The 18,900-nt window shown below is 65.0% G+C and carries 24 protein-coding genes; 15 read left to right on the forward strand and 9 right to left on the reverse strand.

Annotated elements, in window-relative coordinates:
• Window positions 1–40: 40 nt before the first annotated feature.
• The gene (locus LKD37_RS04920) at window positions 41–1,324 is read right to left on the reverse strand and encodes a DUF1015 domain-containing protein (RefSeq protein WP_302928166.1); all 1,284 of its coding nucleotides are present in this window, start codon (window positions 1,322–1,324) and stop codon (window positions 41–43) included.
• 205 nt (window positions 1,325–1,529) lie between these two features.
• On the opposite strand from LKD37_RS04920, the gene LKD37_RS04925 reads away from it, so the two are divergent.
• From LKD37_RS04925 to LKD37_RS04990, 14 genes are all read left to right on the forward strand, one after another.
• On the forward strand, window positions 1,530–1,730 hold the full coding sequence (locus LKD37_RS04925; protein WP_302928249.1) for a DUF378 domain-containing protein: 201 nt from the start codon (window positions 1,530–1,532) through the stop codon (window positions 1,728–1,730).
• A 108-nt stretch (window positions 1,731–1,838) separates the two neighbouring features.
• On the forward strand, window positions 1,839–2,765 hold the full coding sequence (locus LKD37_RS04930; protein ID WP_302928167.1) for an AAA ATPase domain-containing protein: 927 nt from the start codon (window positions 1,839–1,841) through the stop codon (window positions 2,763–2,765).
• Window positions 2,759–3,244 (forward strand): stage III sporulation protein SpoIIIAB, encoded by a 486-nt coding sequence (spoIIIAB, locus tag LKD37_RS04935; RefSeq protein ID WP_302928168.1) that lies wholly within the window; start codon window positions 2,759–2,761, stop codon window positions 3,242–3,244. The genes LKD37_RS04930 and spoIIIAB overlap by 7 nt, the downstream gene beginning before the upstream one ends.
• A gap of 10 nt (window positions 3,245–3,254) precedes the next feature.
• Complete coding sequence (spoIIIAC, locus tag LKD37_RS04940; RefSeq protein WP_022177936.1) at window positions 3,255–3,449, forward strand: stage III sporulation protein AC; 195 nt, start codon at window positions 3,255–3,257, stop codon at window positions 3,447–3,449.
• A gap of 2 nt (window positions 3,450–3,451) precedes the next feature.
• Window positions 3,452–3,838, forward strand: coding sequence for a SpoIIIAC/SpoIIIAD family protein (locus LKD37_RS04945; RefSeq protein ID WP_302928169.1), 387 nt, complete (start codon window positions 3,452–3,454; stop codon window positions 3,836–3,838).
• A gap of 8 nt (window positions 3,839–3,846) precedes the next feature.
• Window positions 3,847–4,899, forward strand: coding sequence for a stage III sporulation protein AE (locus LKD37_RS04950; protein WP_302928170.1), 1,053 nt, complete (start codon window positions 3,847–3,849; stop codon window positions 4,897–4,899).
• Entirely contained in the window at window positions 4,896–5,363 is a 468-nt protein-coding gene (locus LKD37_RS04955; RefSeq protein WP_302928171.1) for a hypothetical protein, read from the forward strand. The genes LKD37_RS04950 and LKD37_RS04955 overlap by 4 nt, the downstream gene beginning before the upstream one ends.
• 7 nt (window positions 5,364–5,370) lie before the next feature.
• The gene (locus tag LKD37_RS04960; protein ID WP_302928172.1) at window positions 5,371–5,862 is read left to right on the forward strand and encodes a SpoIIIAG-related protein; all 492 of its coding nucleotides are present in this window, start codon (window positions 5,371–5,373) and stop codon (window positions 5,860–5,862) included.
• A 14-nt stretch (window positions 5,863–5,876) separates the two neighbouring features.
• Window positions 5,877–6,419 carry a SpoIIIAH-like family protein gene (locus LKD37_RS04965; protein ID WP_302928173.1) on the forward strand — a complete coding sequence of 181 codons (543 nt, stop codon included), beginning with the start codon at window positions 5,877–5,879 and terminating at the stop codon, window positions 6,417–6,419.
• A gap of 83 nt (window positions 6,420–6,502) precedes the next feature.
• Window positions 6,503–6,862: an Asp23/Gls24 family envelope stress response protein gene (locus tag LKD37_RS04970; RefSeq protein WP_302928174.1), complete on the forward strand. Its 360-nt coding sequence runs from the start codon at window positions 6,503–6,505 to the stop codon at window positions 6,860–6,862.
• Window positions 6,863–6,900: 38 nt separating this feature from the next.
• Complete coding sequence (nusB, locus tag LKD37_RS04975) at window positions 6,901–7,350, forward strand: transcription antitermination factor NusB (protein ID WP_302928175.1); 450 nt, start codon at window positions 6,901–6,903, stop codon at window positions 7,348–7,350.
• A gap of 68 nt (window positions 7,351–7,418) precedes the next feature.
• Entirely contained in the window at window positions 7,419–8,645 is a 1,227-nt protein-coding gene (gene xseA, locus LKD37_RS04980) for an exodeoxyribonuclease VII large subunit (protein ID WP_302928176.1), read from the forward strand.
• Entirely contained in the window at window positions 8,626–8,853 is a 228-nt protein-coding gene (xseB, locus tag LKD37_RS04985) for an exodeoxyribonuclease VII small subunit (protein ID WP_302928177.1), read from the forward strand. The genes xseA and xseB overlap by 20 nt, the downstream gene beginning before the upstream one ends.
• Window positions 8,854–8,855: 2 nt before the next feature.
• Entirely contained in the window at window positions 8,856–9,725 is an 870-nt protein-coding gene (locus tag LKD37_RS04990) for a polyprenyl synthetase family protein (RefSeq protein ID WP_302928178.1), read from the forward strand.
• A gap of 79 nt (window positions 9,726–9,804) precedes the next feature.
• Here the strand turns inward: LKD37_RS04990 and LKD37_RS04995 are convergent, their stop codons facing one another.
• The 4 genes from LKD37_RS04995 to LKD37_RS05010 all read right to left on the reverse strand — a co-directional run bounded on the left by LKD37_RS04995 (window position 9,805) and on the right by LKD37_RS05010 (window position 13,040).
• Window positions 9,805–10,386: a choice-of-anchor I domain-containing protein gene (locus LKD37_RS04995; RefSeq protein ID WP_431833230.1), complete on the reverse strand. Its 582-nt coding sequence runs from the start codon at window positions 10,384–10,386 to the stop codon at window positions 9,805–9,807.
• Window positions 10,387–10,439: 53 nt separating this feature from the next.
• Window positions 10,440–12,197: a M3 family oligoendopeptidase gene (locus LKD37_RS05000; protein WP_302928180.1), complete on the reverse strand. Its 1,758-nt coding sequence runs from the start codon at window positions 12,195–12,197 to the stop codon at window positions 10,440–10,442.
• 72 nt (window positions 12,198–12,269) lie between these two features.
• Window positions 12,270–12,815 (reverse strand): M48 family metallopeptidase, encoded by a 546-nt coding sequence (locus tag LKD37_RS05005; RefSeq protein ID WP_302928181.1) that lies wholly within the window; start codon window positions 12,813–12,815, stop codon window positions 12,270–12,272.
• 3 nt (window positions 12,816–12,818) lie between these two features.
• Window positions 12,819–13,040, reverse strand: a complete 222-nt coding sequence (locus LKD37_RS05010; RefSeq protein WP_302928182.1) for a DUF1653 domain-containing protein — start codon at window positions 13,038–13,040, stop codon at window positions 12,819–12,821.
• Window positions 13,041–13,301: 261 nt separating this feature from the next.
• Here LKD37_RS05010 and LKD37_RS05015 point away from each other — a divergent pair, with 261 nt between their 5' ends.
• Window positions 13,302–14,360 (forward strand): DUF2804 domain-containing protein, encoded by a 1,059-nt coding sequence (locus LKD37_RS05015; protein WP_302928183.1) that lies wholly within the window; start codon window positions 13,302–13,304, stop codon window positions 14,358–14,360.
• Between the two features lie 48 nt (window positions 14,361–14,408).
• On the opposite strand, the gene ftsZ is transcribed toward LKD37_RS05015, so the two are convergent.
• From ftsZ to murG, 4 genes are all read right to left on the reverse strand, one after another.
• Entirely contained in the window at window positions 14,409–15,563 is a 1,155-nt protein-coding gene (gene ftsZ / locus LKD37_RS05020) for a cell division protein FtsZ (RefSeq protein WP_302928184.1), read from the reverse strand.
• Window positions 15,564–15,689: 126 nt separating this feature from the next.
• On the reverse strand, window positions 15,690–16,448 hold the full coding sequence (locus LKD37_RS05025; RefSeq protein ID WP_302928185.1) for a cell division protein FtsQ/DivIB: 759 nt from the start codon (window positions 16,446–16,448) through the stop codon (window positions 15,690–15,692).
• Window positions 16,381–17,718 carry a UDP-N-acetylglucosamine 1-carboxyvinyltransferase gene (gene murA / locus LKD37_RS05030; RefSeq protein WP_302928186.1) on the reverse strand — a complete coding sequence of 446 codons (1,338 nt, stop codon included), beginning with the start codon at window positions 17,716–17,718 and terminating at the stop codon, window positions 16,381–16,383. The genes LKD37_RS05025 and murA overlap by 68 nt, the downstream gene beginning before the upstream one ends.
• Window positions 17,719–17,776: 58 nt before the next feature.
• Entirely contained in the window at window positions 17,777–18,895 is a 1,119-nt protein-coding gene (gene murG, locus LKD37_RS05035) for an undecaprenyldiphospho-muramoylpentapeptide beta-N-acetylglucosaminyltransferase (RefSeq protein ID WP_302928187.1), read from the reverse strand.
• Window positions 18,896–18,900: the final 5 nt, after the last annotated feature.

Below are 18,900 nucleotides of genomic sequence, written 5' to 3' on the forward strand. Positions count from 1 at the left end.
ACGCATGCGTCCGGGCCGCTGTTTTGCTTATAGGGGAAGGTTACTTGACGATCTTGCGGGCCTCGATGTAGTAGCGCTTATCCTGGGCATGGCCCATGGAGAAGGTCTTGCGGGGCAGCACGCCGTCGGCCATGACGGTCTTGAACAGCTGCTCCTTGCCCATGGCGGGCAGCAGGAAGCCCATGTTGCCGGGCTTGGAGCCCAGCTCACGGGTCACGTCGTCGCCGTGGATATAGTCCACCTCGCCGCCGTTGTCCTTGAGGTACTGGTCGATGACGCCCTGGAGGGTGCCCACGGCCAGCTGGACCTTGGGATCGGGGACGGTGATGAAGTGGCTTTCGCCGTTCCAGACGAACTCGATGGTGTGGCCATTGCCCTGGCCCTCGTAGGCGTTGGGATAGGCGGCACGGAAGGCGTTCATGAACTTCTCGTGGTCCACGCCGAACAGCACCCGGTGGATGGGCTCAAACTGCAGGGCGTCGTCGTGGTTGTTCACCACCTCCACCAGGGCGAAGCGGGAGGGCAGGGCCAGGTACTCCTGGGGGGTCTTACCCTTCTTCTGCTCCTCGTAGCAGGCCCTGGCGGTGGCCAGGGAGTGGTTGCCGTCGCCCACGGCGAACAGCAGGGGAGCCACGCCGGAGACACCGTACTTCTTCTGCATGGCCTCGTCGGTGGTGAGGCCCTCCAGGGCGTCGGCCACGGCGTTGACCTGGCGATCAGTGAGCTTATAGCCGCGGATGTGGCCGCCGTTCTGCATCAGGTCGAAGTCATACAGCTTGTCCATCTCGCCGGAGGCGGCGGTCAGGGGCTCGATGACGGTCTTTTCGGGGTCGTCGATCAGCAGCATCACATGGGGCAGCTCGATGGGGGCGTTGCGGCGCACCCGGGCCCGGGGCGGGATGCGGTCCAGCACGGTGCCCTCGGTGGCGCGGATCAGGGCGCCGGAGCCGGGGGTGAAGTCGTAGGCGTCCAGGTCCACCATGCCGATGAGGCCGTGACGGATGCGGCCATCGGACTGCTGGCGCTCGATATACACCAGGGACTCGGGCAGCACCTGGAACACGCCGTCAGCCAGGTACTTATCCATGGAGGCGTTGATGTCGGCGATGTACTCGTCCACATTGGGGGCCTTCAGGTTGGCCTCCGGCAGAATCAGACGCAGGGTGGACGGGGCGTCGCCCACGGTCTGCTCCACGGCCTGCCAGTATTCCGGCTCGGACGTGAACTGGTCGCAGGCCACCACGGCCCACTTGCGCATGTCCTGATCCTTGGGCAGCAGGATGTCAGCCGGGTAGAAACCCAGCTTCTCGAATTTCTTGTTCATGAAAAAACTCCTCCTCTTTTGTTCCGAAAGGTTCGGTAGGTTTCGCTCATATGCCCTATTATACATATTCCCGCCCCGGATTGCAATCCGAAACGGCAGAAATTAGAAAAATCTTCAGCCTGGCAAAAATTTTTTGTATATCCCGGCCCGGGGCGGGCATGATAAGGCATATATTCCGGGAAAAAGGGAGGGAGTCTCTTTGAAGATCATAGACCGCATTGCGCTGATCCTGGTGATCGTGGGCGCGCTGAACTGGGGAAGCGTGGGCTTTTTCGCCTTCGACTGCGTGGCGTGGCTGTTCGGCGGCCAGCTGGCGGCCGTGAGCCGGGTCATCTATGCCCTGGTGGGGCTGGCGGGCCTGTGGTGCATCACGCTGCTGTTCCGGGAGCGGGACGGCGAGGAATAAGCGAAAATCTGCGAAGGACCTCTGGCGCAATGCCGGGGGTCCTTTTGCCGGTATATCCCGGGACGAGCCTGCATACATTGGACCATCACACAAGAAGGAGCGTGGAACATGGACGAGAGCTATGCCATCCGGCGCTATGAGCAGGCGGCGGCGCTGCTGCCGCTGCGGTGGCAGCAGCAGGCCCGGCAGCTGCCGCCCCGGCAGATGGCCCGGGCGGAGGAGCTGCGCCTGCGGGCGGGAGGCCCCATGACGGTGCTGCTGCCGGAGGGGGAGATAACGCCGGGACAGGGGGGACAGAGCCCCACCGTGACCCAGACGGACCTGGAGCAGCTGTGCGACGCGGTGACGGATTATTCCCGGTATGCCGCCGGGGAGACCCTGAGCCGGGGCTATCTCACCGCCCGGGGCGGCTTCCGGGTGGGCGTGTGCGGCACGGCGGTGCTGCGGGAGGGGGTCAACACCAACCTGCGGGACATCTCGTCGGTGACGGTGCGCATCGGCCGGGAGCAGCCGGGCCTGGGGGACGAGGTGCTGTCTCAGCTGTTCCGGGAGGGGCAGTTTTGCAGCACCGTGCTGCTGTCTCCCCCGGGGCTGGGGAAAACCACCCTGCTGCGGGATCTGATCCGGGGCCTGTCCGACGGCGTGGGAGGACTGCCGGAGCACCGGGTCTCCGTGGTGGACGAGCGGGGGGAGATCGCCGTCATGTATCAGGGGGTGCCCCAGATGGCGGTGGGGCGGCACACGGACGTGCTGGACGCCTGCCCCAAGGCGGTGGGGATCCCCATTCTGCTGCGGGCGGCCAATCCCCAGGTCATCGCCGTGGACGAGATCACCGTCCGGGAGGACATCGCCGCCATGGCGGCGGCGGCCCACTGCGGGGTGCGGTTTCTGGCCACCATCCACGCCGACGGCCGCCGGGAGCTGGGGCGCAAGCCTCTGTTTTCCCAGCTGCTGAAGGCCAGGGTATTTGAAAAGGCCGTTACCATCCGCCGGGAGGGGGAGCAGCGGCAGTACATCGTGGAGGAATTGTGGTAGGGAAGCTCCTGGGCGGGGGGCTGGTGTTGCTGGGGACGGCCCTGTGGTGCCGGGGCGAGATACAGGCCCGGCGGCGGGAGACGGACCGGGCGGCGGAGCTGGCGGCGGCCCTGGGGGAGATGGCGGCGGAGATCCGCAGCCTGCGGCGGCCCATGCCCCGGCTGCTGGAGCGGCAGGCCCGGCGGTCCCTGTGCGGCGGGTGCTTTGCCCGGGTGCTTTCGGGCCTGGAAAGGGGACAGCCCCTTCAGGACGCCTGGGAGGACGGCTTCCGGGAGCTGACGCCGCCGGAGGCCGCCGGGATCCTCCGGGACACGGAGCTGACCGGCGACGAGGAGCGGATCGTCTCCGCCCTGACGGCGGCGGTCCACCGGCTGGAGGAGCTGGCGGACCGCCGCCGCCGGGACAGCCGTCAGCGGGAGCGGCTTTTGTGGGCGGCAGCCCTGTCCGGGGCGGGGCTGTTCATCATCTTACTGATATAGAGGACGACACATGGATGTGGATCTGATTTTCAAAATAGCCGCCGTGGGCATTCTGGTGGCGGTGCTGAACCAGCTGCTGGTGCGCAGCGGCCGGGAGGAGCAGGCCATGATGACCACCCTGGCGGGGCTGGTGGTGGTCATGATGATGCTGGTGCGGCAGATCAGCGACCTGTTCCAGCTGGTGAAGTCCCTGTTCGGACTGTAGCCATGGAGACGGTGGTGCAGATAGCCGCCGTGTGCCTGGCGGCGGCGATACTGGGGGCGGTGCTGCGGCAGCACAGCCCGGAAACGGCGGCGGTGCTGGGACTGGCGGTGTGCGCGGTGGTGGGGGTCCTGCTGCTGCGGGGGCTGGCGGAGGTGCTGGACATGCTGGAGGAGCTGGCTGCCGCCGGAGGACTGCCGGAGGGGCTGTTCACGCCCCTGGTAAAGACCCTGGGCATCGCCCTGGTGTCCCGGCTGGGAGGCGAGATATGCCGGGACGCGGGCCAGGGGGCCATGGCGGCGGTGCTGGATACGGCCGGGGCCTTCGGGGCGGTGCTGGTGTCCCTGCCGCTGGTCCGGGCGGCATGGGAGCTGTTGAGGACGCTGGTATGAGGAAGAGTATGGTGATTTTGCTGCTGGCATGGTGGCTGGTGGCGCCGGCCTGGGGGGCGGAGCTTCCCCGGGAGGTGCGGGACGCCCTGCCGGCTGCGGCGGAGGAGATCACGGAGGAATTGGAGGACCCGGCGTCCCTGTCGGAGGGGCTGTCCCGTCTGTGGGACCGGGCCTTGGGCTATGTGGAGGAGGCGGTCCGGCAGAGCATCGGCGGCGGGGTGGTGCTGCTGGCGGCGGCGGTGCTGTGCGCCCTGACGGAGGAGTGCATGGACGCCGCCGGGGGCAAGGTGCACTTTGTGCCCATGGCCGGGGCGCTGGCCATTACCCTGGCGGCGGCGGGCAGCGTGAAAACCATGATGGGCCTGGGCCAGGAGACGGTGGAGGAGCTGAACACCTTTTCCAAGGCGCTGCTGCCCACCTTGTCCGCCGCCGTGGCCGCCAGCGGGGGCATCGTCTCCGCCAGCGTCCGGCAGGTGGCTACCATTTTCTTTGTGGACCTGCTGCTGTCGCTGATCCGGGGGCTGCTGCTGCCGCTGGTGTATTTCTATGTGGCCGCGGCGGCGGCGGACGCCATGCTGCCGGGGCGGCGGCTGGCGGGGATCAGCACCGCCATCCGCAAGGGCACCGTCTGGCTGCTGACCGGGGCGCTGGCACTGTTTACCCTGTATCTGACGGTGTCCGGCGCGGCGGCGGGCTCCGCCGATACGGTAACGGCCCGGCTGGCCCGCAGCGCCGTGGGGGTGCTGCCGGTGGTGGGCAGCATCCTGGCCGACGCGGCGGACAGCGTTCTGGCCGGGGCCGGGGCGGTGAAAAATACCGTGGGCGCGGCGGGACTGCTGGCGGTGCTGGCGGTGTGCCTGCTGCCGCTGGTGCGGCTGGGGGTGCAATATCTGGTGTATAAGGCGGCGGCGTTTTTGGCGGGCATTTTAGGGGCGGAGCAGCTGACAGGGCTTATCGACGCCTTAGGCGGGGCCTTTGGCCTGATCTTCGGCATGACCGGGGCCTGCGGCCTGCTGCTGCTGATCTCCATTTCGTCGGCACTGGGGGTGGTTACCGGATGATGGACGGGATCCGGCAGTGGCTGCTGGGGATCCTGGCGGCGGCCATGGGGCTGAGCCTTCTGTATGCGCTTTTGCCCAAGGGGGCGGTGCGGGCCGCCGCCAAGGCCACCGGGGGGCTGATCCTGCTGCTGGCGGTGCTGGGTCCGGCGGCGGGGCTGGACCTGTCAGACCTGGCGGTGCGGTATGAGGACCTGAGCCGGGACATGGAACAGCAAGCCGAAACCTACCGCCGGGAGGGCCAGGCCCAGCTGGAGCTTGGCATACGGCAGCGGACGGCTGCATATATATCGGAAAAAGCGGCGCAGCTGGGGCTGAGCTGCCATCCCCGGGTGGAGGTCACCTGGCGCGACGGCGTCCCGTATCCCGGCAGCGTGACGCTGGACATGGCGGAAAACCGGGCCTTGTCCGCCATCCTGGAGGAGGACCTGGGCATTCCGCCGTCAGAGCAGCACTGGCTGGGGTAAGGAGCGTATGAAAAAGTGGAACATTGGAAATTTATGGAAGAAGTACAAATATGTGGGCCTGGTGGTGCTGGCGGGGATTCTGCTGATGCTGCTGCCGGGGAAGAAAACCGCCGCCCAGACCCAGGAGGGCGGCGGGAGCTTTTCCCTGGAGGACACGGAGCGGCGGATGGCGGAGCTGCTGGGCCGGATGGACGGCGTGGGCCGGGTGCAGGTGATGCTGACGCTGAAAAACGGGCCGGAGCTGGAGCTGGCGGAGGACGCGGACGACACGGACCGGGACGGCGAGCTGCGCCGCCAGCGGGAGCCGGTGACGCTGAACCGGGGCAGCGGGTATCAGGACGTGGTGGTGACCCGGGAGACGTATCCGGTGTATCTGGGGGCCGTGGTGGTGTGCCAGGGGGCAGGCAGCGGCGGCGTCCGGCTGGCGGTGACGGAGGCGGTGGCGGCGCTGACGGGCCTTCCCGCCGACCGCATCACGGTGGTGCAATGGGATTCATGACAGGAGGGACGGATATGAAGAAAAGATGGAAGAAGCCGGCGGTGGCGGCGGCCGTGCTGCTGCTGGTGTGCGCGGCGGTGTACATGAACTGGCGCTACACTGACAATATCCAGAAAAACGCCGGAAAGACCCTGGGTCAGACCACTCTGGTCAGCTCCCAGGACGGGGAGAAGGGGCAGGAGCCAACCGCCGCCCCGGCGGAGGACGACTATTTCGCCACGGCCCGGCTCAGCCGCAAGCAGGCCCGGGACAACGCCATCAGCATGCTCCGGGAGGCGGAGAGTGATGAAAACGCCGAACAGAGCGTCCTCAACGAGGCATCCCAGACCCTGCAGGTGCTGGCGGCCTATACCGTGGCGGAGTCCCAGATCGAGAGCCTGGTGACGGCCAAGGGCTATGCCGACTGCGTGGTGTTCATGGGAGCCGAAAGCGTCAGCGTGGTGGTGGCTCCGCCGGAGGGCGGCCTGACTGCCACTGATGCCGCCCGCATCAAGGACATCGTCATCAGCGAGACGGACTATACCGCCGAACAGATCAAGATCATGGAGGCAAATTAACAGTTGTATTTCCCGGGGAGAAATGGTATACTACTCTTATATTGGGACTCTATTGAGAATACAAATGAGGAGTTTTGCAAGCTATGGCTGATAATAAAGAATACATGACCCATCAGGAGAGCATGGGTACCATCCAGATCTCTGAGGACGTGGTGGCCTCCATCGCCACCTCCGCCTGCCTGGAGGTGGAGGGCGTGGGCGGCCTGATGAACGCCAACGTCACCGACTATGTCACCGGCAAGAAGATGACCGCCAAGGGCATCCGGGTGGAGATGGACGGCGAGGGCATCGTGGTGAATCTGTTCATCCTGCTGCGGTACGGCTGCGCCGTGTCCGAGGTGGCACAGAAGGTTCAGAGCAGCGTGTTCGCCGCCCTGGAGGGCATGACCGGCTTCCAGGTCAACGCGGTGAACGTTCACGTGGGCGGCATCAGCTTCGACTGAGCCGGCCAAATCCAGAGAGAAAAAAGGAATTTACGACTATGACGCGGAATACGGCACGGGAGATCGCCACCCATCTGGCGTATGAGCTGAGCTTTACGGACCTGCCCATCCAGGAATTCCTGGATCAGCAGCTTTCCCGGGAGAATTTTGCCGCCCGGGCGGAGGAGTGCGGCCTGTATGCCGACACCCCCAACGACAAGCAGGAGAAATACATCCGCCGCCTGGTGTCCGGCGTGGCCGAGCACGCGGCGGAGCTGGATGCCTACATCGAGCAGTACGCCAAGGGCTGGCGCTTTGAGCGCATCTCCCTGGTGGCCTCCGCCATCATGCGGGTGGCCATGTTCGAGATCCTCTATATGCCCGATATCCCCCACGGGGTGGCCATCAGCGAGGCGGTGAACATCGCCAAGGGCTATGAGTCCCCGGAGGTGGTGAAGTTCATCAACGGCATCTTGGGCAGCTTTCTGCGGGCGGAAGTAAAGGAATGACCCACACCAGGCAGGGCGCGGCAGCCCTGCCTTGTTTTTGATGCCGTGCGAAAGGAGGAGAGCCGCCGGTGGACCATATTTACGCCGTGTCCGAGGTCAACGGACTGATCAAGGACCTGATCGACGGCACGCCCCAGCTGTCGGGACTTTACATCCGGGGCGAGCTGTCCAACTATAAGATCTATCCCTCCGGCCACCACTACTTCACCCTGAAGGACGGACAGAGCGCCCTGCGGTGCGTGATGTTCAAAAGCAGCGCCATGAAGCTGCGGTTCCGGCCGGAAAACGGCATGCAGGCGGTGGTATTCGGCCGGATCAGCGTGTTCCCCCGGGACGGTGCATATCAGCTGTACTGCACCCAGCTGTCCCCGGACGGGGTGGGGGACCTGTATGTGGCCTTTGAGCAGCTGAAGCAGAAGCTCCAGCAGGAGGGGCTGTTTGACCCCGCCCATAAAAAGCCCCTGCCGCCGTATCCCCAGCGGATCGCCATTGTTACCAGCGGCGCCGGGGCGGCGGTCCATGACATGATCCGCATCCTGCGGCGGCGCTATCCCATCGCCAAGGTGCTGCTGCTGCCGGTGCGGGTCCAGGGGGCGGAGGCCCCGCCGGAGATCGTGGGGGCCATCCGGTACGCCAACCGCTGGAAGCTGGGGGACGTGCTGATCACCGGCCGGGGCGGCGGCTCCATGGAGGACCTGTGGGCCTTCAACGACGAGCGGGTTGCCCGGGCCATCTATGCCTCGGAGATCCCGGTGATCTCCGCCGTGGGCCACGAGCCGGACGTGACCATCTCCGACTATGTGGCCGACCGGCGGGCGTCCACCCCCAGCAACGCCGCGGAGATCGCCGTGCCGGATATGTCGGAGCTGCTGCGGTATCTGCGGGGGACGGAGAACGGCATGGCCCAGAGCGTGCTGCACCGCCTGGAGCGGGAGGAGAGGCGGCTGAAGGCCCTGGCGGAAAAGCGGGTGCTGACGGACCCCCTGGCCTTTGTTCAGGACCGGCGGCTCCAGCTGGATTATATGCAGGACAAGATGACATCGGCGGCCCGGACCCACTGGGACCGGGAGGCCCGGCGGTTTGCCGGGACCGTGGCCAAGCTGGACGCCCTGAGCCCCCTGAAGGTGCTGGGCCGGGGCTATGCCATGGCCCGGACGGAGGAGGGCGGCATTCTGCGCAGCAGCGCGCAGGTGCGGCCCGGCGACAGAATCGAGCTTCGCCTGGCTCAGGGGTCCCTGGGCTGCCGGGTGGAGGAAGTAGAAGGGGAGGAGACCCATGGCAAAGAAAACCTTTGAGGAGAACATGGCCCGGCTGGAGGAGATCGTGGCGCTGCTGGAAAAGGGCGACGCCCAGCTGAGCCAGTCCCTGTCCCTGTTCGAGGAGGGGACCAGGCTGGCGGCGGCCTGCCGCACGGAGCTGGACAAGGCCGAGCAGCAGGTGGTGCGGCTGATGAAGGGTCCCGACGGCGCGCCCATCGAAAATGAATTTGCAAGCGAGGAATGACCATGGAATTCAAGCAGCAATATGCGGCCTATCAGCAGGCCATTGAGCAGTATCTGGAGGGGCTTTTCAGCCAGGACAAGCCCTATGGCCGCCTGCAGGAGGCCATGCGGTACAGCATTCTGGGCGGCGGCAAGCGCATCCGTCCGGTGCTGACCCTGGAGTTTGCCCGGCTGGGGGGCATCGACTGGCATCTGGCTCTGCCCTATGCCTGCGCCCTGGAGCTGGTACACAACTATTCCCTGATCCACGACGATCTGCCCTGCATGGACGACGACGACCTGCGCCGGGGCCAGCCCACCACCCATAAGAAGTTCGGCGAGACCCTGGCGGTGCTGGCAGGCGACGCTTTGCAGCCGGAGGCCTTCCGGCTGATTGCGGAGGCTCCCTGTATGTCCGACGGCAGCCGGGTGGAGGCGGTGCGGGTGCTGGCCAGGGCCTGTGGCGCCGACGGCATGGTGGCCGGTCAGGTGCTGGACACCCTGTACGGCATCCAGACGGAGGAGCAGCTGAAGGCCATGTACCGGCTGAAAACCGGGGTGATGATCTCCGGTGCGGCGGAGCTTGGCTGCGTGGCGGCGGATATGCCTGCGGATATGCGGGCCCAGGCGGTGGAATTTGCCGATCAGCTGGGCCTGGCCTTCCAGATCCGGGACGATATGCTGGACGTGGTAGGCGATGAGCAGGTGTTCGGCAAGCCCATCGGCTCCGACAAGGAGGAGGGCAAGATCACCTATGTGGACGTAGACGGCTTGGAGGGCTGCGCCCGGGCGGTGGAAGCCTGCACCCGGAGGGCCAAGGACGCTGTGGCCCAGTGGCCGGACCATGATTTCCTGTTCGCCCTGGCGGACCAGCTGGTGGACCGGAACAAGTGAGGAAAGACATATAGAAAAACCCAGGAGCACGGCTTTCACCGTGCTCCTGGGTTTTTATTTGGGCCTGTTTAATCGCGGCTTATTTCGCCCGGATGCGCTTTTGCTTTCTGCCGCAGACGGCCATTCCCAGCATGGCTGCGCCGGTGGGGAGGATCACCGCAGTCCACAGCACGGGACTGGCTTCATCGCCGTTTTTCGGCGAAGCGGGTTCGTCCTGCTTCGGCGCATCCCCGGAGGGCTGAGACGGCTCGTCCTTGGGAGGCTGCGGCTGGTCGGGATCGTCCTCCGCCGGGGCGTCCATATCCGGGGCGGTTACGCTGACCGTGCCGGAAACCTCGTTGGAGGCGATGACAAGCGGCGCTCCGGAGCTGTTCTGCTCCGCCGCCACGAAGATCACGCCCTCGGGGGATACGTCGTCATAGATATCCGCCGAATAATTGCGGCTGTTCACATAGTTCCGGAATGCGACGGAGGAGGGATCGGTGATGTCGCAGATCATCACGCCGCCGATGCGCTCCAGGCCGACAAAGGCATAGGTGCGGCCGTTTACCGTTCCCACGGTGACGTTCTCCGGCTCCGGTCCCTTTGTAGGGAAGGAATGTAAAGTCAGCCAGCAGGATTGCGTGAAATGTGTGTGAAGCGGGGCGCGTGAATTCCCCAATGCAGCACAAAACCTCCGGCCCCGCCGGAGGTTTTGCGTGATGCTTTTGTTTTTTACTTGACCAGGTCGCAGAACAGGTCGATCTCGTCGGCCAGGGACTGCAGGCCCTGACGCCAGAAGGCCTTGTCGGTCAGGTCGATGCCGGCAATCTTGGCGGTGTCCTCCACGTCGTTGACGGAGGTGGCATGGAGCATCTCCTTGTACAGAGGCACGAACTTTTCGCCCTCCTGCTGGTACTTGGCGTACAGGCCCCGGGCGAACAGGCCGCCGAAGGCATAGGGGAAGTTGTAGAAGCTCAGGCTGCCGCTGTAGTAGTGGCCCTTGCACAGCCACATATAGGGGTGCAGGCAGGTCTGGTCCAGACCATCGCCATAGGCCTTCTTCTGGGCCTCCAGCATCAGCTGGCACAGGCGGTCGGCGTCCAGGAACTCCTGGGGACGGGCCTCAAACACCGAGGACTCGAACAGGAACCGGGAGTAGATGTCGCAGATGATCTGGCAGGCGTCGGACAGCTGGCTTTCGATCAGGGCCAGCTTCTCGTCCTTGCTCTCGGCGGCCTGGATGGCGGCGGTGACGGTGAGGACCTCGTTGAAGGTGGAGGCGGTCTCCGCCACGGGCATGGAGTATTCCTGGCAGATCAGGGGGTGGGTGAACACCTGCTGATCGTGGAAGGCGTGGCCCAGCTCGTGGGCCAGGGTGACGATGTCGCCGAAGGCGCCGTCGAAATTGGTGAGGACGCGGCTCTGTCTGGCGCTGGGCACGCCGCAGTCGAAGGCGCCGCCCACCTTGCCATTGCGGGGATAGAAGTCAATCCACGCCTCGTCAAAGGCCCGCTCCACCATGTCGTGCAGCTGGCTGTCGAAGCCGCCGAAGATGTTCAGCAGATAGTCCTTGGCGTCCTGGGTGGTGTACTTCTTGTCGCTCTTGCCCATGGGGGCGAACAGCTCGTACCAGGGCAGACCGTTTTCATAGCCCAGGGCCTTGGCCTTGGCCCGCAGATACTGCCAGAACTTGGGCATATACTCGTCCATGGCGCCCAGCAGGGCCTCCAGGGTCTCCCGCTTCATGCGGCTCTGGTACAGGGCCTTGTCCAGGGGGGAGGCGTAGCCCCGGACCTGGCACTCGTTGATGACCTGCAGCTTGATGCTGTTGAGGGCGAAGGCCACGGAGTCCTTGATCTTGTCATAGCAGGCCAGCTCCGCCTCATAGGCGCTCTTGCGCACGGCGGGATCGGGGTCGTAGGCCAGGTTCCGGATGGCGGACAGGTTGGTGACGCCGCCGTTGTACTCCACCTTCACGCTGCTGGTGAGGTTATCCCGCAGGCTTTCCCAGGCGGAAGCGCCGGAGATGTTCATCCGGGCGAACAGCTCCTCCTCCTTGTCGGACAGGAGGTACTTGCTGTCCCGGCGGATGTTCCGCAGCAGATAGCGATACTCCGCCAGGGCGGGGTCGGCGTCGATGATGGCGTCCAGATCGTCGAAGGCGGCCAGGGTGTGGCGCAGGGAGGAGTCGGCGGCGGCGCAGCCGCTGATCTTGGCGCTGATCTGGTCGGACAGGCTGTTGGCCTGGTTATCGGCGGTGTTGGCGCTGGTGCGCAGGCTGCAGAAGATGAACAGCTTGCTGATCAGGGTAGTCAGCTGCAGCTGGCCGTCCACATAGCGGTGCACCAGGTCAGCGTGGGGCAGGGCGGCGGCCTGGGCCGCCAGGTCGTTCATACTCCGGATGGCCGCGTCCAGAGCCGCCATGTCGCCGGTAAAGGCGGGGTCGTCAAACCCCTTATAGAGAATACTCAGATCCCAGGTATCGTTCATGGTTCCTTCCTCCTGTTGTTGAATTCTTTTCCCATCATACCACGTTTTGACGGGGGGCACAATAGGGAAATCTCATTTTGGTTCAGGGACTTTAATTGCCGGAGGCTGCTTCAGAAGGGCGATGCGCTGCCGGTAGTCCGGCAGGGTTTTCTCCACGAAGCGGTAGAAGTCCGGGCCGTGGTTTTTGTGGCGGATATGGGCCAGCTCATGGACCACCACGGCGTCGATGGCCTCCGGGGGATAGCGCATGAGAAACAGGGAAAAGCAGAGGCTGTTTTTTCCGGAGCAGCTGCCCCAGCGGGTCCGTGCGGCGGTGATATGCAGGCCGGTGGGCATCACGTCCATCCGGGCGGCCCAATAGGCTACCCGGCGGGGCAGATATTCCCGACCCTGCCGGGCCAGCTCCTGCATTTCCTGGGCGGTGGGCTCCGGAGGGGAGGCTGCCAGCTGCTCCTGCTGGCGGCGGACGGTTTTCTCCACCCAGTCCCGGTGGCTGTCCACCACCCGGCGGATATCCTCCGCCGTGGCGGCATAGGGGGCACGGACCACCACCCGGCCGTCCCGCTGGATCTGGATGGCGATGGTCCGGCGGCCGGAGTGCACCACGGCATAGTCCATGGCTCAGTCCCCGATCCGCACGAAGCGGGGGCCGCGGTACCCGTCCCGGTCCACGGCTTCCAGCCACATGGACGCGGGCCGCACCCACAGGCCGCCGTCACCGTACAGGGCGCGGTATACCACCATGTCCTCCAGCGTCTCCGAGTGCCGGGCCAGGCCCAGCACCTGATATTCATTGCCCTTGAAATGCCGCCACCGGCCGGGGCGGATGGTTTCCTGCGTCATATGGGTCGCCTCCTTGTGTGATGGGTCCAGTATACAGGAAATCCGGCGAAAAAGGAAGTCCCTGAGACTGTCAAAAAACCCGGAAATCTTCCGCCATCGGAAAGGAAGATAGTTACGAAAGAAACCCATCAGGGGTGTCTTTCGTTTGCAATCACAGGTTTTTCAGAACTTTTTAAGTTCTGAAAAACCGCACTCAGCTTGTCAAAATTACTTTTTTGACAAGCTGATTCCCTGTGGAAAAATGCGGCGGCGTGTGATAAAATGGAGAAAATGCAACGGGAGGGCACTATGATGCAGCATGAGATCACCACGTCGGGGCCCCTGCTGGACGGCAGCGGCAATCTGCGGGAGCCGGGCTATGCCAAGCGGCTCCTGCCCATCTATCGCCGGGCGGATATCAAGGCCCCGGCGTCCCGGATCAAGGAGTGGGACTATTACCTGGTGGCCAACGACCACTTCGCCGTGGCCCTGACCATCGACGACAACGGGTACATGGGCCTGGACTCCATTTCGTTCCTGCACTTCAATGAGGGCTGGGAACGCACCAAAAGCCCCATGCGGGCCTTTCCCATGGGGAAAACCGGCCTGCCGGAGTCGTCGGACAGGGGCACCACCGCTATCTCCGGAAGGGGCTATGCCCTGGTGTTCCGGCATGTGCCGGAGGGCCGGGAGCTGACCTTTCACATGGAGAAATTTCTGGACGGCCAGACCATAGACGGGTCCATTGTCCTGACGGAGGAGCCGGAGGAGTCCATGGTCATCTGCACGCCCTTTGACAGGCCCGGGTGCTTCTACTTCAACCAGAAGATCAACTGTATGCGGGCCCGGGGCCAGGTGCAGCTGGGGGAGAAAACCTACGTCTTTGACCCGGCGGACTCCTTCGGCGTGCTGGACTGGGGCCGGGGGGTGTGGACCTATCACAACATCTGGTATTGGGGCAGCGCCTCCGGTCAGGTGGACGGCGTGCCCTTCGGGTGGAACATCGGCTATGGCTTCGGCGATACCTCCGCCGCCAGCGAGAACATGCTGTTTTACGGCGGCAAGGCCCACAAGCTCAGCCAGGTGCGGTTCCATATCCCCCAGCGGGAGGGAAGGGACGACTTCCTGTCCCCCTGGCGCTTTACCTCCGACGACGGGCGGTTCGAGATGAAATTTGTCCCCATTCTGGACCGGGCCGCCTGCACGGACGTGAAGCTCATCAAATCCGACCAGCACCAGGTGTTCGGCCACTTCACCGGAACGGCCACCCTGGACGACGGAACCGTGATCCGGGTCCGGGATATGATCGGATTTGCGGAAAAAGTGGAGAACAAGTGGTAAAAAGCAGCGCCCGCTCCGGAACGGAGTGGGCGCTGTGGTTATTATGGATTATTTGTCCTTGGAGAAAATCCGGAAGATATCCTCATAGGCCCGGTCGATGCTTTCCCGGGCGGCTCTGGCCTCCTGGTCCACGGACTCGTTGAGCTGCTGGGCCTGCTGGGAGACGGCGGGCTGCTGGGGGGCAGCGGGCTGGGCCGCCGGGGCGGCAGTCTGCTGGGCGGCAGCGGGCTGGGCCTCCTCGGGCTTGTTCTCCGCGAAGCCGGTAGCGATGACGGTGACCCGGATCTCGTCCTCCAGGCTTTCGTCGAAGGTGGCGCCGAAGATGGTGACGGCGTCGGGATGGACAGCATCCTGCACCAGGCTGGCGGCCTGCTCCACCTCCTCCAGGCCGATGTCCATGGAGCCGGTGACGTTGATGAGCACGCCGTGAGCACCGTTGATGGAGGTTTCCAGCAGGGGACTGGAGATGGCCATCTTGGCGGCCTCCTCGGCCTTGCCCTTGCCGGCGGCGCGGCCCACGCCCATGTGGGCCAGGCCCGCGTCCTTCATCACGGTGGTGACGTCGGCAAAGTCCAGGTTGATGAAGCCGGTGTCGCGGATCAGGTCGGAGATGGACTGCACCGCCTGGCGCAGCACATCATCGGCGATTTCGAAGGCATTGGCGAAGGTGATCTTCTGGTCGGTGGCGTATTTCAGACGCTCGTTGGGGATGATGACCAGGGAGTCCACCCGCTTGCGCAGCTCCTCGATGCCCTTTTCCGCCTGCATCATCCGGCGGCGGCCCTCGAAGGAGAAGGGCTTGGTGACCACGCCCACGGTGAGAACGCCCAGCTCGCGGGCGATCTCCGCCACCACGGGGGCAGCGCCGGTGCCGGTGCCGCCGCCCATACCGGCGGTGATGAACACCATGTCGGTGCCCTCCAGGGACTTGGTCAGCTGGTTGCGGCTTTCCTCGGCGGCCTTCTGGCCCACCTCAGGATTGGAGCCGGCCCCCTTGCCGTGGGTCAGCTTCTCGCCGATCTGGATTTTATAGGTGGCGCTGGAGGCGTTCAGCACCTGCTTGTCCGTGTTGACGGCCACAAAGTCCACGCCCTTGGTGCCGGAGCGTACCATGCGGTTGACCACGTTGTTGCCGCCGCCGCCGACGCCGACGACCTTGATATTGACCACATTCTCGGGGCCGGTTTCCATTTCAAATGCCATGATGGTTCCTCCTGCCAGTATATATCGAAAGATAGCTGTATGCAATATAACGCGCTTTTTCTATTGTATAACGGTTTTGGTGAACCGTCAAGGGGCGGGGGATGATTTCCCGGGAAAAGTTGCGGTTTAGCCGGGAATGAACCGGGCCTTGCCGTCCTTGTCCCACTGAATGGTGCCCTGATCGCTGCCGTCCAGCCGCTGGATCACCGCCGCCAGATAGTTCAGGCGATAGTCCAGATCGTCGTCGGATTTCAGGACCACATCAAACCGGTCCAGATAGCGCAGGGTGATGCGGCCGGTGTCCGTCAGGTCGATGGACTGGACATCCCCGGCCATGTCCTTGCCGCGCAGCAGCCGCCAAAGCTGCTGCAGCAGGTCCCACTTGTCCTGGTTTTCCGGGACGGCCAGCTGGCCCAGCTGGGGGGAGGTTAAGGTCAGGCCCGTGACCAGGGGGCAGGACTCCCCCTGGCCGGGCTGGAGCTTGTCAATGAGCTTACCGTTGCCGTTGAGCAGCCACAGGGCCCCATCCTGCTCCAGGGCCAGGGGATGGGTGCACTCGGTGATCTCGATGCGCAGGGCGTTGGGCAGCTGGCGGCGGATGCGGACGGACTCCACATAGGGCAGCTGGTCGGTGATGGCGGCGGCGGCCTGGTGCTTGTTCAGCAGGAACAGGTTCCCGCCCTGGCGGATGCCGCTGGCCTGGAGCACCTGCTGCTGGGAATAGCGGGAGGTGCCGGTGACGAAAATCTGGTCCGCCTTGAAAAACAGGGACAGGGCCGCCACAATGGCGCCGCATATCATCACGAAGGTGAGCAATCTATAAAGAAACGCAAAGTTGCCCTGCCGTTTCCGGCGGCTGCGTCTGTGTCTGCGGGGTTGGGTCATCGGAAGCGCCTCCCTCTGTGTTCTCTGTGTGTATGTGGGCCCCCAGAAGGGCCAGGTCCCCGGGCAGGTCGCTGTAGCCCCGGCGGATGTGGTGGAGGTGCTCCACCGTGGTGACGCCGTGGGCCTGAAGCCCGGCGATCACAAGAGCGGCTCCGCCCCGAAGGTCCATGGCCCGGACCCGGGCGGCCTGGAGCCGGTCGACGCCGCAGACCACCGCCACCCGGCCCTCCAGCCGGATGTCGGCCCCCATGCGCACCAGCTCCGGCACATGGTGATAGCGGCTCTCGAAAATGTTTTCCACGAATACGGTGGTTCCGCTGCTGCGCAGCAGCGCGGACATGACCACCGCCTGGGCGTCGGTAGGGAAGCCCGGATACGGTGCGGTGCGAATGGGGCTGACGGCCCGCAGGCGTCCGTCGGACACCAGGCGGATGCCGTCCTCCTGACAGGACAGGGTACACCCGGCCTGACGCAGGACGCCGGTGACGGTGGACAGGTGGCGGTAGTCGATGTCCCGGAGGAACACGTCTCCGCCGGTGGCGGCGGCTGCCGCCAGGTATGTAGCCGCCGCGATGCGGTCCCCTAAAATCCGGTGGCAGCAGCTGTGAAGGGGCTGCTCCGCGCCCTCCACTACCACGGTGGAGGTGCCTGCGCCGTGAACGCTGGCCCCCAGCTTCCGCAGGAAGGTCTGCAGGTCCACGATCTCCGGCTCCCGGGCGGCGTTGGAGATGGTGGTGACGCCCTTGGCACCGATGGCGGCCAGCATGGCGTTTTCCGTGGCTCCCACGCTGGGGATGCTCAGGACGATCTCGGCCCCGGTGAGGCACGGGGCGGTGCAGTCCAGGCTGCCGCCCTCCTCCCGGATGCAGGCCCCCAGGGTCCGCAGGGCGGATAGGTGCAGGTCGATGGGCCGGGCCCCGATGGCGCAGCCGCCGGGGTACGACAGCTCCGCCTGGCCGCAGCGGGCCAGAATGGCCCCCAGAAACACCACGGACGAGCGCATGCGGCGCATGAGCCGGTCCGGAATGTCCCAGCGGGTCAGGGTGGAGGAATCCACCTCCAGGTCCGGGCCGTTCCAGCGAACGGCGCAGCCCAGGTGCCGCAGGATGTCGATGGATGTGTCCACGTCCTCCAGATGGGGACAGCGCCGCAGAACACAGACGTCCCCGCTGAGAATACACGCTGCCAGAATGGGCAGCACACTGTTTTTTGCCCCCTGTACCGTCAGATCGCCGGACAGGCGGCGTCCCCCTTCTATCATCAGGCTCATATGCCCCCGCCTTTCATAGCTTTTTCCCGCTATCCTATGCAGGGGGTGGGGCAGGGGGTTACTTGCGGATGCTCATGACGGTGTCATAGAGACGCTTTGTGGCGTCCCGGATGCCCAGCTCCGCCATGCCGCGGCTCATATCCGCCTGGCGCTGGGGGTCACGGAGAATACCGGAGGCGGCCCGGTACAGAGCCTCGCCGGAGGCGTCCGCCTCCAGCAGCACCACGGCTCCGCCGTGCTGCTCCAGGATGCGGGCGTTCTTCTCCTGGTGGTTGTTGGTGACATAAGGAGAGGGGACCAGGATGGCCGGAGTGGCCAGAGCCGTGATCTCGCTGATGGTGGAGGCGCCGGCCCGGCAGATCACCAGGTCCGCCGCCCGCATGACCGGGGCCATGTCGTAGATGTACTCCCGGACGTCCAGGACGGCCAGGTTCTCCAGGCCGTCCTGCCGCAGACGCTGGGTCATGGCGGGATAGCCGCTTTTGCCCACGCCGTGGATATGGTGGAAGGGCATACCCTCCGCCGCCTCCAGGCGGAAGAAATCCTCCATGTGGGCGTTCATGTGGCTGGCCCCCAGGCTGCCCCAGAAGGACACGATCAGGGGACGGCCGTCGGTGAGGCCCAGCTTTTCCCGGGCCTGGGAACGGGTCAGGTCAAAGAAGTCGCCCCGCACCGGGGTGCCGGTGACGACGATCTTGTCGGGATGGCGATAGTGCTGGCGGCACTCCTCAAAGCCCACCATGATGCGGTCGGCGCTGCCCTCCAGCATTTTGGTGGTGAGGCCGGGGACCATGTTGGACTCGTGGACTGCCGTGGGAATGCCCATACCGGCGGCGCACTTGACCACCGGATAGCTGGCATAGCCGCCGGTGCCCACCACCAGATCGGGGCGGAAGTCCCGGAGGATGGCCCGGACCCGGCTGTGGGATTTGGTCAGCATGGACAGGGAGTGCAGGTTGTGGGCCAGGCCGCCGTGGCCCAGGGAGCGCTGGAAGCCTCCCATGGGGATGCCCCGGAAGGCATAACCGGCCTTTTCCACCAGGTCCCGCTCCATGCCGTCGGGGGTGCCCACAAACAGCACCTGCACCTGGGGATCCTGCTTCTGCATATAGCCTGCCAGGGCCAGGGCGGGGTTCACATGGCCCGCCGTGCCGCCGCAGGTAAAAATCACTTTCATGAGAG

It is taken from the genome of Brotocaccenecus cirricatena (assembly GCF_020687045.1).
GTDB lineage: Bacteria > Bacillota > Clostridia > Oscillospirales > Oscillospiraceae > Vescimonas > Vescimonas cirricatena.

Bases quoted from the DNA above. Each gene is read 5' to 3' on its own strand.
- murG (WP_302928187.1), bottom strand. From the start codon at position 18,895: ATGAAAGTGATTTTTACCTGCGGCGGCACGGCGGGCCATGTGAACCCC.
- LKD37_RS04930 (WP_302928167.1), top strand. From the start codon at position 1,839: ATGGACGAGAGCTATGCCATCCGGCGCTATGAGCAGGCGGCGGCGCTG.
- LKD37_RS05025 (WP_302928185.1), bottom strand. From the start codon at position 16,448: ATGACCCAACCCCGCAGACACAGACGCAGCCGCCGGAAACGGCAGGGC.
- LKD37_RS04955 (WP_302928171.1), top strand. From the start codon at position 4,896: ATGATGGACGGGATCCGGCAGTGGCTGCTGGGGATCCTGGCGGCGGCC.
- spoIIIAC (WP_022177936.1), top strand. From the start codon at position 3,255: ATGGATGTGGATCTGATTTTCAAAATAGCCGCCGTGGGCATTCTGGTG.
- ftsZ (WP_302928184.1), bottom strand. From the start codon at position 15,563: ATGGCATTTGAAATGGAAACCGGCCCCGAGAATGTGGTCAATATCAAG.
- LKD37_RS05000 (WP_302928180.1), bottom strand. From the start codon at position 12,197: ATGAACGATACCTGGGATCTGAGTATTCTCTATAAGGGGTTTGACGAC.
- LKD37_RS05005 (WP_302928181.1), bottom strand. From the start codon at position 12,815: ATGGACTATGCCGTGGTGCACTCCGGCCGCCGGACCATCGCCATCCAG.
- LKD37_RS04960 (WP_302928172.1), top strand. From the start codon at position 5,371: ATGAAAAAGTGGAACATTGGAAATTTATGGAAGAAGTACAAATATGTG.
- murA (WP_302928186.1), bottom strand. From the start codon at position 17,718: ATGAGCCTGATGATAGAAGGGGGACGCCGCCTGTCCGGCGATCTGACG.
- LKD37_RS05010 (WP_302928182.1), bottom strand. From the start codon at position 13,040: ATGACGCAGGAAACCATCCGCCCCGGCCGGTGGCGGCATTTCAAGGGC.
- LKD37_RS04970 (WP_302928174.1), top strand. From the start codon at position 6,503: ATGGCTGATAATAAAGAATACATGACCCATCAGGAGAGCATGGGTACC.
- xseB (WP_302928177.1), top strand. From the start codon at position 8,626: ATGGCAAAGAAAACCTTTGAGGAGAACATGGCCCGGCTGGAGGAGATC.
- LKD37_RS04920 (WP_302928166.1), bottom strand. From the start codon at position 1,324: ATGAACAAGAAATTCGAGAAGCTGGGTTTCTACCCGGCTGACATCCTG.
- LKD37_RS04950 (WP_302928170.1), top strand. From the start codon at position 3,847: ATGGTGATTTTGCTGCTGGCATGGTGGCTGGTGGCGCCGGCCTGGGGG.
- LKD37_RS05015 (WP_302928183.1), top strand. From the start codon at position 13,302: ATGGAGAAAATGCAACGGGAGGGCACTATGATGCAGCATGAGATCACC.
- nusB (WP_302928175.1), top strand. From the start codon at position 6,901: ATGACGCGGAATACGGCACGGGAGATCGCCACCCATCTGGCGTATGAG.
- LKD37_RS04945 (WP_302928169.1), top strand. From the start codon at position 3,452: ATGGAGACGGTGGTGCAGATAGCCGCCGTGTGCCTGGCGGCGGCGATA.
- LKD37_RS04965 (WP_302928173.1), top strand. From the start codon at position 5,877: ATGAAGAAAAGATGGAAGAAGCCGGCGGTGGCGGCGGCCGTGCTGCTG.
- LKD37_RS04990 (WP_302928178.1), top strand. From the start codon at position 8,856: ATGGAATTCAAGCAGCAATATGCGGCCTATCAGCAGGCCATTGAGCAG.